A 12,984-nucleotide genomic window follows, 5' to 3' on the forward strand; every position below is an offset into this window, starting at 1 on the left:
AAGCAGAATATCGTCAATATTCCAGATCGGGCTCCTGTGGGATGACTGAATTCTACAAAATGACCCGAAATTGCCTCAAGTGTGAGAAATCCGCGTCGACCTGCTGCGCGTGACGTTGCCCCCCGGTTCGGTGACCGGCGCGCCCAAGCATCGTGCGATGCAGGTCATCGACGAACTGGAAACCTCCGCGCGCGGCCCCTATTGCGGGGTCGTGTTCCGGATCGGTGGTGACGGGGCGATGGACAGTTCCGTCATCATCCGTGCCCTGACGTTGACCCGCGACAGGATATGGGCGGCGGCTGGTGGCGGGATTACAATACTTTCCGATCCTGACAGGGAATATGACGAAATGTGTCTCAAGATCGCGGCACTTCTGGCGGTCTTTGGCGGCACGCCCCCCACAGGGGAGGAACAGGCCAGTGAGGAGAAACGGGGATGAGCGACCGGCTGTGGTTCAATGGGGAAATGCTGGATCGCGCACAGGTCCATGTCGATCCTTCTGACCGGGGACTGCTGCTGGGCGATGGCGTGTTCGAGACGATGCGCGTGCAGGCGGGCCGCATCGCCCACCTGCCCCGGCATCTGGCGCGCCTTTACGCCGGGCTGGAAATCCTGATGATCCCCCCGCCGCCCCGCGCGGGGGTCGAGGATGCCCTTCATCGCGTCATCGCGGAAAACACGATGACGGAGGGATCGCTGCGGCTGACCCTGACGCGCGGATGCGGCCCGCGTGGCCTGCTGCCGCCCGAAGGGGTGTCGCCCACGCTCCTCATCGTGCCGTTCCCGCCGTCCGTGGCCCGCGCGCCCGATGCGCATCTGGTTACCAGCCGGATGCGCCGTGATGAGAATTCTCCCCTGTCGCGGGTCAAGACGCTCAATTACCTTCCGAACATCCTGGCCCTGATGGAGGCACGCCAGCGCGGCGGGAACGAGGCCGTGCTGCTGAATATCGCCGGTCGCGTGGCCGAAGCCAGCGCCAGCAACCTGCTGATCCAGCGCGACGGCATGCTTCTGACCCCGCCGGTGACGGATGGGGCACTGCCCGGCGTCGCGCGTTCGGTGCTGCTGGACATGCGGCTTGTGCGGGAACGGACGCTGACGCTGGCGGACCTGCCGGGGGCGGAAGCTGTCGTGCTGATCAACAGCATGATGGTGCGCGAGGCCGTGACGATTGACGGTGTCGCGCTGCGGCGTGAGCCGTCGACAGCCGCGCGGATACGGGCCGCCCTCGCGTCCTGATGCCATCGGCCCTGTCATTTCGGTTATTGCTCAAAAAGGCGCGGTTGGATTAATCACGCCCATCGGATCCGTGTTCGGATCGTCCCGCGGTTTAAAGTGAAAGGTCACTGCGATGGCCCCCCAGACGCCTGTGCCGGTGCGGCGCGCCCTCATTTCCGTTTCGGACAAGACCGGCCTGGTCGAGCTTGCCCGCGCGCTGGTCGCCCACGGGGCGGAGATCCTGTCCACCGGCGGTTCGGCCCGCGCGCTGCGTGAAGCGGGCATCGCGGTCAAGGACGTGTCCGAACATACGGGTTTTCCCGAAATCCTTGATGGACGGGTCAAGACGCTGGTGCCGCAGGTACATGGCGGCATCCTTGGCCGGCGCGACCTGCCCGAACACCTGCGCCAGATGGAAGAGCACGGGATCGCGCCTATCGACCTCGTGGCGGTCAACCTGTATCCATTCGAGGCGACGGTGGCTTCCGGCGCGGGGGCAGAGGACTGCATCGAAAACATCGATATCGGTGGTCCTGCCCTGATCCGCGCGGCGGCAAAGAATCATGACCATGTCGCCGTCCTGACCGACCCGGCGCAGTATGGCGCGATCATCAAGGCGCTGGACGAAGGCGGCACGACGCTGGCGCAGCGTCGCGCGCTGGCGGGCGCGGCCTATGCCCGCACGGCGGCCTATGACGCGGCCATCGCGCAGTGGTTCGCGGGCCAGCGCGACGACCTGCTGCCTGAACGCATGACGGTGGCGGGCATCCGCCGCGAAAGCCTGCGTTATGGGGAAAACCCGCACCAGAAGGCCGCTTTCTATACCGACGGCACCAATCGTCCGGGTGTCGCGACCGCGCGCCAGATCCAGGGCAAGGCGCTGTCATACAACAACATCAACGATACCGATGCGGCATTCGAAGCCGTTGCCGAGTTCACCGAGCCTGCGGTCGTGATCGTCAAGCATGCCAACCCGTGCGGGATCGCCACCGCCGCGACACAGGCCGAGGCATGGGACAAGGCGCTGAAATGCGATCCGGTTTCGGCGTTCGGGGGCATCGTCGCGCTGAACCGCCCGTTGGAGGCGGAAGCGGCGGCGCGGATCGCCACCATCTTCACGGAGGTGATTGTCGCCCCCGATGCGACGGAAGAAGCGCGCGCCATCCTCGCCAAAAAGAAGAACCTGCGCCTGCTGCTGACGGGTGGCCTGCCCGATCCCACGGCGGGCGGCGTCGTGGTGCGTTCGGTCGCGGGCGGTTTCCTGGCGCAGACGCGCGATAACGGGCGCGTTGACCGGGCGGACCTGAAGGTCGTGACGAAGCGCGCGCCGACCGATGCTGAAATGGCGGATCTGATATTCGCGTTCCGCGTGGCAAAACACGTCAAGTCGAATGCCATCGTCTATGTCAAGGATCAGGCGACGGTGGGCATCGGCGCCGGGCAGATGAGCCGCGTCGACTCGGCCCGCATCGCCGCAAGCAAAAGCGCCGACGCAGCGAAGGCCGCGGGCGAGGCACAGCCCCTGACACAAGGCAGCGTGGTGGCATCGGATGCCTTCTTCCCGTTTGCCGACGGGCTGGAGGCCGCGATCGCGGCGGGCGCCGTGGCCGTGATACAGCCCGGTGGCTCCATCCGCGATGACGAGGTCATTGCCGCCGCCGACAGGGCCGGGATCGCGATGGTCTTCACAGGTATGCGCCATTTCCGGCACTGATCCCACCACACGGGGGCTTGCCTGTCGCGGGGCGAGGAATATCACTAGGGCATGGCCCCGGCATCGCGACAGGCCGGTGGATGCAGACGAAAGACGAGATCTGGAATGGACATTCATCGGTGTTCCCCTTTTTACGTGACGGCGGCCATGGGTCTTGCTGCATGCCTTGCAACCGCCCCGGCGCAGGCCGCGCCGCAGGCGGCGTCCAGGGCCACGCCGGAAACACATGCGGCACCCGCCGCCACGGCCCCTGCGGCGGCTCCTGCCGCGACATCACAGGCGCAGGCCGCGTCCGCGTTTGATTATTCCCCCCTGCCGGTCGTGACCGGCACGCTGACGCAGTACCTGCTGACCAGCACGGGCGACGTGGAGGGGCTGCTGCTGTCTGACGGGACACAGGTCCTGTGCCCGCATCGGCTGGGCGATGCCGTGACCCAGATCGTGCGTCCGGGCGAACAGGTCAGCGTCAGCGGCCTGAAGGGACGCGGCCATCCCATCGTGCGCGCCTATGCCGTAACCGGGCCGCGTGGCCGGCGGATCGCCGATGAACCGGGATCCGAAACGATTCTGCCGCCCGCCAATATCGGGCCGGACGTGGCGGTGGACGGGACCATCCTCGCCCCGCTGTATGACATGACCGGCGCGGTGCAGGGCGTCGTGATGCGGGACCATTCCGTCATTTACGTCGGACGGGCCAATGCCGCGCGTCTGGGGAACTGGCTGCGTCCGGGGGCGTCGCTGCATGCGATCGGCACCGGCGTGAACGGTGGCCGCGGAACGGCGATCAACGCGCGTGAAATCGGACCCGACGTCAATCAGGCCATCCATATCGTGCCCGCAGACGCCCCCCCGCCCGGCGCGTTCCCCGGAAGCCCCGGATACGACCGGATTCCCGGCGGCGACACGGCATCGGAATGACGCCGTTTCCTCCCCATGTGACAGTATGGGGAAAAGCGCATGTTTTTAGGCAAAAATCGAATATTGTGACGCTTTGTGGGCTGCGGCTTGCTTGACAGGTTATTGCAGCATCGTTAGCTAGCGCCTGCACCCATTGGGAGGTGCGAAAATGGACACGGATAAAGATCCATCCGCCGCGTCCTTTGACCAACGCCTGCAACAGGCCCGCAGCCGGCTGGAAAAGCCCGCGGACACTGTGGCGGACAAGGACATGGGACGGGGACTTTCCGAACTGGGGCTGATGCTCCGGGCGGGAACCGAACTTGTGTCAGCCCTGATCGTCGGGGTCGGCATTGGCTGGGGACTGGATCACTGGCTGCATGTGCGGGCGGTCTTTCTTGTTCTGTTCTCGCTTCTCGGGGGTGCGGCAGGTGTGCTTAATGTCTGGCGTCTCGTCAGGCCCGATGCCATAACGGATGGCGATTCGGGTTCCTGAGGGGAAACCGGGCACAGATATTTTAGGGAAGAACGAAGTTGGCGGCCGGATCATCCATCGACGCGCTCGGTCAGTTCGAGCTCCATCCTGTTCTGGGCGCCCTTGGGGAGTCCCTCAGATTCAGCCAGTCGCCGCTGATGATGATCATCGCTTCCGTTATCGTGCTGGCGTTCCTGTATGTCGGCATGCGGCCCGCCGCCGTGGTGCCCGGCCGTCTGCAGGCCGCGGCCGAGATGTGCTACGACTTCATCTACAACATGGCCGTTGACACGATCGGCGCCGAAGGCCGCGCCTTCTTCCCCTTCGTGTTCACCCTGTTCTTTTTCATCCTCGCGGGCAATTACCTTGGCCTGCTGCCGTTTTCTTTCGCCTTCACCAGCCATATCGCCGTGACACTGGCGCTGGCGCTGATGGTGTTCTGTCTCTCGATCATCGTGTCGCTGAAGGTGCAGGGGGCAAAGTTCTTTGCCCATTTCATGCCCGCCGGCGCGCCGAAGGCCCTGGCGCCCCTGCTGATCCCGATCGAGATCCTTTCTTTCCTTTCCCGTCCCGTGAGCCTGTCGATCCGACTGTTTGCAAACATGGTCGCCGGTCACGTGATGTTCGACATGTTTGCCGCCTTCACGATCATGCTGGCCGGACTGGGCCTGTTCGGTGATGTCATCGCCGTGGGTCCGATCGTCATCAATGTCGCGCTGATGGCACTCGAATTGCTGGTGGGTGCGCTGCAAGCCTATGTGTTTGCCATTCTCACCTGCATCTATCTGCGGGAGGCTGTGGCCCACTGAGGGCCGCTATCCCCGTCGCTTCATCCAGAACGTCTGAAACAAGGAAAATCTCGACATGGATATCGCAGCAGCCCGTGAAATTGGTGCCGGTATCGCCGTTATCGCCCTCGCCGGCGTTGGCATTGGCCTGGGTAACATCTTCTCCACGCTGGTGAGCAGCATCGCGCGCAACCCGTCCGCGCGTCCGCACGTGTTCGGCCTCGGCATGCTGGGCTTCGCCCTGACAGAAGCCGTCGCCCTGTATGCGCTGCTGATTGCCTTCCTGATCCTGTTCGTCTGATACCGGAGGCGAGCGTGGTGCGTTCCACGGTGTATAAAAACATCCGCAGGGTGGCGTCGCACGCGGCGACACCCATGCTGGCCCTGCCATTGATGGCCATGGTTGCACCTGGCGCACGCGCCGAGGGCATGCCCCAGCTTGATTTCGGCAATCCCTATGTCATCGGACAGGTGATATGGGGCGCTGGCATCTTCCTCGTCCTTTATCTGCTGCTCAGCCGTTCGGCCCTGCCGAAGGTTGAAAAGGTCCTGGGTCTTCGTCGCCAGACGATCGAAAATGACCTTGAAATCGCGCACAAGGCCAAGGCCCGTGCCGATGACGCGGTGGCCGAACTCCGTCAGGCGCGCAAGAACGCCATGGCGGAAGCGCAGGCCAATGTTGACAAGGTCGTGGAAGAAGCCCGTGTCGCGGCCGAAAAGCAGACGCAGGAAATGAATGCGCGTCTTGGCGCCGAAATCCGCGAGGCGGAAGCCCGTGTCGCCCTGGCCCGTGAAACGGCGCTGGGTTCGCTGCGCCAGATTTCCACCGATACGGCGGAAGCCCTGATCCATCAGTTATCCGGCAGTTCGGCCCCCGTGGACGTCGTGACGTCCAAGGTCGATGGTGTCGCGACGGCCCGTGGTTTTTAATGGGCCCCCTCTACAGACAGGTCCGTAATCATGTTGCATGAGCCCCGTTTCTGGTCGGCTGTCGCCTTTGTCCTGTTCTTTGTCCTGTTCGGCGCAAAGCTGTGGCGTCCTCTGAGCGCGGCGCTCGATGCCCGCGCGCAGAAGATCCGCGCCGACCTGGACGAGGCCGCGCGCCTGCGCCGCGAAGCGGAGCAGATGCTCGAAGATGCCACGCGTGAGCGTGAGGCGGCACTGGCGGAAGCCCGTGAAATGGTCGAACACTCCCTGCAGGAAGCCGCCCGCATCGCGACGCAGGCCCGACAGGATGCCGATGACGTGGCGCGTCGCCGCGAACAGATGGCGAAAGACCGCATCGCGGCGGCCGAGCGTGGCGCGATCCGTGAAGTGCGCGAGGCCGCGATTGATATCGCCATGCAGGCCACGCGTGAAACGCTGGCGACCACATTGTCGGCGGATGGGGACAAATCCCTGATTGACAATGCCATTTCGGGCCTGCCGTCCGCCCTGTCGCGTCGCGCGGCCTGAATTTTGGGCGTCGGAACGCTGAGTTCCCCGGCTTCCCCGACGGACGATGCCCCCGTCCTGTCCATAGTATCAGTCGTTCTTGACGAGGCCGCGAATATTCGACCGGTCTGTCAGGAACTGGCTGATGCCCTGGCGCATCTTCCCCCCGCCGAAGTCATTTTTGTGGATGATGGCAGCACCGACGATACGGTGGCCATCCTGCAGGCCGTCAGGGCCGAAGGCATCCTGCCGGGCCTGAGGATACTTTCTCACGACCGTCGCCTTGGCAAGTCCGCCGGACTGCGGACGGGGATCGAGGCGGCGCGCGGGAAATGGATCGCGACGCTCGACGGTGACGGGCAGGACAATCCCTTCGAATTCATCCGGATGTTCGAACTGGCGCAACAGACGCCCGGTCGCGCGCCGCTGGTCGTGGGGGTAAGGGCGAAACGTCGTGACCGCCTGTCACGTCGGTTGGCGACGCGCTTTGCCAACGGGCTGCGGCGGCGTCTGCTGCATGATGGATGCCCGGACACGGGCGCGCCGCTCAAATTGTTCCTGCGACAGGATTTCCTCCGCCTGGCGCAGTTCGAGGGGCTTCATCGCTTTCTCCCCTCTCTGATGGGACGGCATGGCGTGCCATTGGTCTGCACGCCGGTGGATCATCGCAGCCGCCTGTATGGACAGTCGAAATATACGAACCTCAACCGTGCGCTGGTCGGGATTCGCGATGTGCTTGGGGTCATGTGGCTGAACAGGCGTGCCCGGATTCCGGACAGCATTACCGAACGCTGAGAGGCGGTTTCGGAAGTCGCCCGCGAAACGCCCCGTTTACAATGTAAAGAAGTTTTTGGGTGTCGCCTTTTTTCAAAAAGGCGACGTCTGTCGAAGCTTTTTGAAAAAAGCTTCACCAAAAACTTTTATAATTTTTATCAACGGGTTACTTTCAAACATTCCTTGAGAGGGCGGCACCATGACACGCCTGACGCTGCGGCATTACATCATTGTCGCCGTTTCGATTTTTGTCCTCTTCCTGCCGGGGCGCGCATCACTGCCGCCGCTGGATCGTGATGAACCCCGTTACATGGAGGCCACGGCCCAGATGCTGCACAGCGGCGATTATGTTGATGTGCGCTTTCTGGATCAGCCCCGATACCTGCAACCGGCGGGGATTTACTGGCTGGAGGCCGCGGCGGTCAGCCTGACGGGCATGCGCGATTCCCATGCGACATGGCCGTACCGCATCCCCTCGCTGCTGGCGGTCACGGCGGCGGGTGTCCTGACCGCATGGATTGGCGCCGCGCTGTTCGGCCCGATCAGCGGGCTGCTGGCGGCGGCACTGCTGGCGGTCTCCGTCCTGATGACGGCCGAAGGGCGCATGGCGACCATCGACACCACCCTGCTGCTGGTGGTCCTGCTGGCGCAATGTGGGCTGCTTCGGGCCTATCTTGACCGCGAACGCGACCTGCCGACCCCGCTGGCGGCGGCACTGCTGTACTGGACGGCGCTGGGGTGCGGGCTGATGCTCAAGGGGCCGGTCATCCTTATCCCCGGTTTTGGCACGCCGATCGCGCTGGCGCTGGTGGAACGTCGCATCGACTGGTGGCACCGGCTGCGTCCCGCATGGGGATGGCTGGTGATGCTGGCGATTGTCCTGCCGTGGTGCGTGGCGATTGGCGTCGTCAGTCATGGTGATTTCTACAGTCGCGCCATGGGGCATAATTTCCTGGGCAAGGTGGCGAGCGGACAGGAATCCCATGGGCTGCCGCCGGGATATCACCTTGTGGCCTTTGCCATTGCCTTCTGGCCCGGTTCCCTGTTCGCGGCGATGGCGCTGCCATTCGTATGGCAGCAGCGGCACCAGCCCCCGGTCCGCTTCCTGATCTGCTGGATCGTGCCGCACTGGCTGGTGTTCGAGGCGATTGCGACCAAGCTGCCGCATTATGTCCTGCCGACCTATCCCGCCATCGCCATACTGAGTGCCGCCGCGATCGTCAGCATGCCCGAGGGATGGCGGTGGCCGCGTTCCACGTGGGGACGTGGGCTGCTGTCGGCCTATGGCGTGATCTGGTTTGCCGTGGGCTCGGTGCTGGCGCTGGCGGGGCCAGTGCTGCTGTGGCGGCTGGAGGGAATCGTGTCCCCCGCCGCGATGGTGATTACCGCGGGCGCCCTGCCGTTGCTGATGGCGGCGGCGCTGCTTCTGATGCGTGGCGCGGTGCTGCAGGCGGCGATGGCGTCGATCGCGGCGGCGGTCATCATCAATGTCGGCCTGTTCCTTGTGGTCATACCCCGGCTGGAGACGATCTGGCTCAGCCCCCGGCTGGCGGCGCTGGTGGCGGAGCATCGCCCCTGTCCCGACACGGCCGTGGCGTCGGTTTCCGATTCCGAACCCAGCCTCGTCTTCCTGCTGGGGCAGGATACGAAGCTGCTGCGGCCGGAAATGGCGGCGGATTTCCTGCGCGATCACGGCAGATGCGCGCTGGTGCTGGTAGGCGAGCGCGACCGCCCCGCGTTCGAAGGCGCGCTGGAGCATGACGGCCTGAATGTGCGTCGGCTGGGCATGGTCAGTGGCCTGAACTATTCCACCGGCAAACACCTCGATATCGGTCTTTACGCCCGACAGCCCTGACGGTCACGGCGAAGTGGCGGGATGCGCGGTTGACGCTGCGGCGGATTTCCCGTCATCTGCATCCACCGGGGTGTCCGCTGACGCGGGCTGAGATCACACCCGTTGAACCTGATCTGGGTCATGCCAGCGAAGGGAGAAAACGCGACATGCCGGTATCGGCATGACCCTTTTCCCGCGCTGCCCCATCATGGTTTTCCCCGGACGGACGCATGAAGGGGAATGTCGCGATGAAGGCCGTACTGTTACGCCTCGCATGTCTGCTGATGATGGCGGGATGGGGGGCTGGCGCGCGGGCGGCCGATGTCGCGCCGCATCGTGTCAACGTTGTCCTGGACTGGTTCCTCAATGCCGATCACGCGGCGCTGCTCGCCGCGCAGTACAGCGGGTCATTCGCCCGCCACGGGCTGGAGGTGCACCTGATCGCGCCTGCCGATCCGGGGGCGGCGCCACGCATGGTGGCGGCGGGGCAGGCTGATCTTGCCGTCTCCTACCAGACGCAACTGGGCATGCTTTCGGAACAGGGGATTCCGCTGGTGCGGGTGGGAACCCTGATCGATACGCCGCTCAACGCCCTGATCGCGGCCGGGGACATCCATTCCCTTGCCGACCTGAAGGGTAAGGCGATTGGCATTTCCCTTGCCGGCGCGGATGACGCGGTGCTGGGAACCATGCTGTCCACGGCCGGGGTGGCGATGTCCGACATTCACCAGGTCAATGTCAATTTCCAGCTTGAACAGGCGCTGATGTCCCATTCGGTCGATGCGGTCATAGGGGCCGTGCGCACCTATGAACTCATTGACCTGAAGCTCAAGGGCATGCGCGTCACCGCTTTCTACCCCGAGGAGCATGGCGTTCCCCTTAATGACGAACTGGTCTTCCTTGCTGCCCGGGACCATATACGCGACCCGTGGGTCCGGGCCTTCATGGTGGCGCTGGAAGAGGGGACGAATACGCTCCTCAACCATCCCGACGATATCCTGTCGCACGCCATTGCCGATCATCCGGAACTCGACACGCCGCTGAACCGCGCGGCGTGGACGCAGACGCTGCCCCGCGTGGCAAAACAGCCGGCCCTGCTCAATGCGCGACGGTATCGCGCGTTCACCGCGTTCCTGCATGCCCATGGCGTCATCAGCCACGAGGCCGCGCTGGAAACCTATGCGGTCGATCCCTTTTCGCTGACGCCCTGAACCTTAGGGATCGTTTGGAAGACAATTCAGGTAATGACCTGAATTATAAAAGTTTTTGGTGAAGCTTTTTTCAAAAAGCTTCGACAGACGTCGCCTTTTTGAAAAAAGGCGACACCCAAAAACTTTTATTAATTATCAACGCGTTATTCTTCAAACGCTCGATCAGTCCACCTGCGTGTATCTGTGTGGCAGGAATGTCGAGACGCGCAGCCCGTGCCATGCGACAATGCTGTCGCCCAGGAACATTGCCAGCGCGACGACGGTGCACATCAGCGCATTGCCGAACATGAGCACCAGCCACCATGCGCTGGAGGAATCGCGCACGCTGCCGACAAACAGGGCAAAGGCAGCCCCGCAGGCCGATGCCCCGCCCACCCCCGCGAACAGGATGGAGGCATCAAGCAGCAATGTCCGGTAATGAAGGTGCCTGAGCCGACGCATCAGCATGGCGTGGTCCGACCTGTCATCGTCCGTTGCCGCGTCAAGTTTGTCACGAATGGTTTCGATATGATCGCTGACGCGGGCAAGCCGGGTATTGAACAGGCCCAGAAGCGTGCCGATGCCAGAAAGCATGAAGACCGGCGTCAGGGCGGTCTGGATCAGGTGGGTGGCGCCGTCGATGGACTCATCTGGCAAAAGACCGGGTAAAAGTGTCACGAACGGGGGATGCTCCTGTCTTGACGGAAAGGGGCGGATTCTGTGGTTATGTGACGTATCGTCAAGGGGAAATTCCCCATGCGTCACGACAGGCGCGGATATGGCCCGCGCCTGTCGTAGGATGCGCGTTCACGCCCCTGAACGGGGATCCGCCAGTTTAGGCTGGTTTTCCAAGGGTATGGGGGATGGCCGGGTCGGGCCTGCCGGCAGGATACGGCCTGTCTGGCTGGGGTCGTGGTCGATGGCACGCCGGACGATGGGCCAGAAGAAGGGAATGACATGTCACATAATTACGCCACCCCCATGACGCCGGAAAAACGTCTGGCGCGCGTCCTGTCACGCATTCCTGCCGATTGGGTCATAAGGGTCGAACGTCATCCGGGCCAGGATGGCGACATGCTGTGGCGTGCGGTGGTCGCCCCCACGGACGCCGACGCGGGACAGGACGGCAGCGTGCGGTGGTGCGCGGATCATCCGGCCATGGTGGATGCGCTGGAGGCCGCGTGGCGTCACGCACGCCAGCATTTCGCCCAATAAGCGGAATACGCATGCCCCTGTCGTCGGATAAGGGATCGGCATGTCCGATCATATGGGGTATCAGCCCCCGGCAGGAGCCGGGACGGTAAACAGTGTCATGCGATGGCACGCAGGAGGGTACATTGCGGGTGCTGGTCACCGGAAGCGCGGGCTTTATCGGATTTCATCTGGCGCGTCGCCTGCTGGATGAAGGACATGAGGTCGTCGGTATTGATGGCATGACGTCCTATTATGATGTCGCCCTCAAGCGCCGCCGGCACATGATCCTGCGCAACCATCCGTGCTTCGTCGCCCATGAAATCATGCTGGAGGATCGTGCGGCGCTGGACCGGGTCATGAAGGGCGCGCGGTTCGATGCCATCATCCATCTCGCGGCGCAGGCTGGCGTGCGATATGGCATGCACCGGCCCGACACCTATATCGACAGCAATATCGTGGGAACCGCCAACCTGATCGAGGCGGCGCGCGGCATGATGCCGGATCATTTCCTGCTGGCGTCCACCTCTTCCGTTTACGGGGCATCGACGGACCTTCCTTTTGTGGAGGCACAGTGCAGCGATTATCCCATCAGCCTGTATGCCGCGACCAAGAAGGCGACCGAGGTGCTGGCGCATTCCTTTTCCCACCTGTCGGGGACGCCGGTGACCGTGCTGCGCTTCTTTACAGTGTATGGGACATGGGGGCGTCCCGACATGGCGCTGTTCCTGTTCGTGGATGCGATCCTGCGGGGGCGGAACATCGATGTGTACGGCAACGGACAGATGGAGCGTGATTTCACCTATATCGACGATGTGGTCGAATCGGTGACGCGCCTGCTGTCCTGTCCGCCCGTTGCGGGTGACAGGGCCATGGGCGCCAGTCCCGCCGCCCCCTATCGCGTGGTCAATGTCGGCAACGGGCAGCCTGTTCCCCTGATGGATTTCGTCCATGAAATAGAGACCTGCCTTGGTCGCAGGGCGCGCGTCGATTTCCTGCCGATGCAGCCCGGCGACATGACGCGGACATGGGCCGATACCTCCCTGCTGGAGCGGCTGACGGGTTTTCGTCCGGCGACGCCATTGTCCGTCGGGGTCCGGCATTTTGTGGAATGGTACCAGAACTATTACGCCCGTCATCCTGCATGAAGGTGGATGAAACAGGCAGGAAATACGATTTACACGATTGTTTGTTCACACGATTGTTTGAACAGATGACGGAAATTGTCGTTTTAGTGCAACTATCCAAGTGAAAATGAACCCAAAAATCACATTTTAATGATGGTGATTTTAACGGTTTTCGCCACGGGTTTCAGGGCCTGAATACAGGGGCATTTTTGTCCATAATGACCTAACGTACTGATTTCACGGTACATGACAAAACGTGAAAGTAATAGTTTTCATATGGAACTTCTTTAGGTGGCGCATATATCCCGCCGCTTTCCGGCGACATTCTGACCAAAGGGGCAT

Annotated in this window: 14 protein-coding genes, 1 pseudogene and 1 riboswitch; of the genes and pseudogenes, 14 read left to right on the forward strand and 1 reads right to left on the reverse strand. The window is 63.0% G+C overall.

Annotation, left to right across the window (positions count from 1 at the left end; translation table 11 throughout):
- Positions 1 to 97 precede the first annotated feature (97 nt).
- From CFR71_RS12870 to CFR71_RS12925, 12 genes and pseudogenes are all read left to right on the forward strand, one after another.
- Positions 98 to 439 (forward strand): annotated as a pseudogene (locus tag CFR71_RS12870) (chorismate-binding protein); the annotation flags it as partial.
- Positions 436 to 1,239: an aminotransferase class IV gene (locus CFR71_RS12875; protein ID WP_110531742.1), complete on the forward strand. Its 804-nt coding sequence runs from the start codon at positions 436 to 438 to the stop codon at positions 1,237 to 1,239. The pseudogene CFR71_RS12870 and the gene CFR71_RS12875, both read left to right, overlap by 4 nt.
- A gap of 112 nt (positions 1,240 to 1,351) precedes the next feature.
- Positions 1,352 to 2,932: a bifunctional phosphoribosylaminoimidazolecarboxamide formyltransferase/IMP cyclohydrolase gene (gene purH, locus CFR71_RS12880; RefSeq protein ID WP_110531744.1), complete on the forward strand. Its 1,581-nt coding sequence runs from the start codon at positions 1,352 to 1,354 to the stop codon at positions 2,930 to 2,932.
- A gap of 147 nt (positions 2,933 to 3,079) precedes the next feature.
- Positions 3,080 to 3,850 carry a hypothetical protein gene (locus CFR71_RS12885; RefSeq protein ID WP_239020416.1) on the forward strand — a complete coding sequence of 257 codons (771 nt, stop codon included), beginning with the start codon at positions 3,080 to 3,082 and terminating at the stop codon, positions 3,848 to 3,850.
- 148 nt (positions 3,851 to 3,998) lie between these two features.
- Positions 3,999 to 4,325: an AtpZ/AtpI family protein gene (locus CFR71_RS12890; protein ID WP_110531748.1), complete on the forward strand. Its 327-nt coding sequence runs from the start codon at positions 3,999 to 4,001 to the stop codon at positions 4,323 to 4,325.
- Between the two features lie 38 nt (positions 4,326 to 4,363).
- Entirely contained in the window at positions 4,364 to 5,113 is a 750-nt protein-coding gene (locus tag CFR71_RS12895) for a F0F1 ATP synthase subunit A (protein WP_110531750.1), read from the forward strand.
- A 55-nt stretch (positions 5,114 to 5,168) separates the two neighbouring features.
- On the forward strand, positions 5,169 to 5,393 hold the full coding sequence (locus tag CFR71_RS12900) for an ATP synthase subunit C family protein (RefSeq protein ID WP_003616715.1): 225 nt from the start codon (positions 5,169 to 5,171) through the stop codon (positions 5,391 to 5,393).
- A gap of 74 nt (positions 5,394 to 5,467) precedes the next feature.
- A complete protein-coding gene (locus CFR71_RS12905; protein WP_408889785.1) occupies positions 5,468 to 6,022 on the forward strand; it encodes a F0F1 ATP synthase subunit B family protein in 555 nt (184 codons plus the stop codon).
- 30 nt (positions 6,023 to 6,052) lie between these two features.
- On the forward strand, positions 6,053 to 6,547 hold the full coding sequence (locus tag CFR71_RS12910; RefSeq protein ID WP_110531754.1) for a F0F1 ATP synthase subunit B family protein: 495 nt from the start codon (positions 6,053 to 6,055) through the stop codon (positions 6,545 to 6,547).
- A 3-nt stretch (positions 6,548 to 6,550) separates the two neighbouring features.
- A complete protein-coding gene (locus CFR71_RS12915; protein ID WP_239020417.1) occupies positions 6,551 to 7,321 on the forward strand; it encodes a glycosyltransferase family 2 protein in 771 nt (256 codons plus the stop codon).
- Between the two features lie 178 nt (positions 7,322 to 7,499).
- Entirely contained in the window at positions 7,500 to 9,155 is a 1,656-nt protein-coding gene (locus CFR71_RS12920; protein ID WP_110531756.1) for an ArnT family glycosyltransferase, read from the forward strand.
- Between the two features lie 56 nt (positions 9,156 to 9,211).
- A riboswitch (TPP riboswitch) is annotated at positions 9,212 to 9,307 on the forward strand.
- A 57-nt stretch (positions 9,308 to 9,364) separates the two neighbouring features.
- The gene (locus CFR71_RS12925; RefSeq protein ID WP_408891856.1) at positions 9,365 to 10,345 is read left to right on the forward strand and encodes an ABC transporter substrate-binding protein; all 981 of its coding nucleotides are present in this window, start codon (positions 9,365 to 9,367) and stop codon (positions 10,343 to 10,345) included.
- A 162-nt stretch (positions 10,346 to 10,507) separates the two neighbouring features.
- On the opposite strand, the gene CFR71_RS12930 is transcribed toward CFR71_RS12925, so the two are convergent.
- On the reverse strand, positions 10,508 to 11,002 hold the full coding sequence (locus tag CFR71_RS12930) for a DUF2721 domain-containing protein (RefSeq protein ID WP_110531758.1): 495 nt from the start codon (positions 11,000 to 11,002) through the stop codon (positions 10,508 to 10,510).
- A gap of 279 nt (positions 11,003 to 11,281) precedes the next feature.
- Here CFR71_RS12930 and CFR71_RS12935 point away from each other — a divergent pair, with 279 nt between their 5' ends.
- The gene (locus CFR71_RS12935; protein ID WP_110531786.1) at positions 11,282 to 11,539 is read left to right on the forward strand and encodes a hypothetical protein; all 258 of its coding nucleotides are present in this window, start codon (positions 11,282 to 11,284) and stop codon (positions 11,537 to 11,539) included.
- Positions 11,540 to 11,661: 122 nt separating this feature from the next.
- Entirely contained in the window at positions 11,662 to 12,663 is a 1,002-nt protein-coding gene (locus tag CFR71_RS12940; protein WP_110531760.1) for an NAD-dependent epimerase/dehydratase family protein, read from the forward strand.
- Positions 12,664 to 12,984 lie beyond the last annotated feature (321 nt).

It is taken from the genome of Novacetimonas pomaceti (assembly GCF_003207955.1).
Classification (GTDB): Bacteria; Pseudomonadota; Alphaproteobacteria; order Acetobacterales; family Acetobacteraceae; genus Novacetimonas; species Novacetimonas pomaceti.

Bases quoted from the DNA above. Each gene is read 5' to 3' on its own strand.
- CFR71_RS12875 (WP_110531742.1), top strand. From the start codon at position 436: ATGAGCGACCGGCTGTGGTTCAATGGGGAAATGCTGGATCGCGCACAG.
- purH (WP_110531744.1), top strand. From the start codon at position 1,352: ATGGCCCCCCAGACGCCTGTGCCGGTGCGGCGCGCCCTCATTTCCGTT.
- CFR71_RS12885 (WP_239020416.1), top strand. From the start codon at position 3,080: ATGGGTCTTGCTGCATGCCTTGCAACCGCCCCGGCGCAGGCCGCGCCG.
- CFR71_RS12890 (WP_110531748.1), top strand. From the start codon at position 3,999: ATGGACACGGATAAAGATCCATCCGCCGCGTCCTTTGACCAACGCCTG.
- CFR71_RS12900 (WP_003616715.1), top strand. From the start codon at position 5,169: ATGGATATCGCAGCAGCCCGTGAAATTGGTGCCGGTATCGCCGTTATC.
- CFR71_RS12905 (WP_408889785.1), top strand. From the start codon at position 5,468: ATGCTGGCCCTGCCATTGATGGCCATGGTTGCACCTGGCGCACGCGCC.
- CFR71_RS12910 (WP_110531754.1), top strand. From the start codon at position 6,053: ATGTTGCATGAGCCCCGTTTCTGGTCGGCTGTCGCCTTTGTCCTGTTC.
- CFR71_RS12920 (WP_110531756.1), top strand. From the start codon at position 7,500: ATGACACGCCTGACGCTGCGGCATTACATCATTGTCGCCGTTTCGATT.
- CFR71_RS12925 (WP_408891856.1), top strand. From the start codon at position 9,365: ATGAAGGGGAATGTCGCGATGAAGGCCGTACTGTTACGCCTCGCATGT.
- CFR71_RS12935 (WP_110531786.1), top strand. From the start codon at position 11,282: ATGTCACATAATTACGCCACCCCCATGACGCCGGAAAAACGTCTGGCG.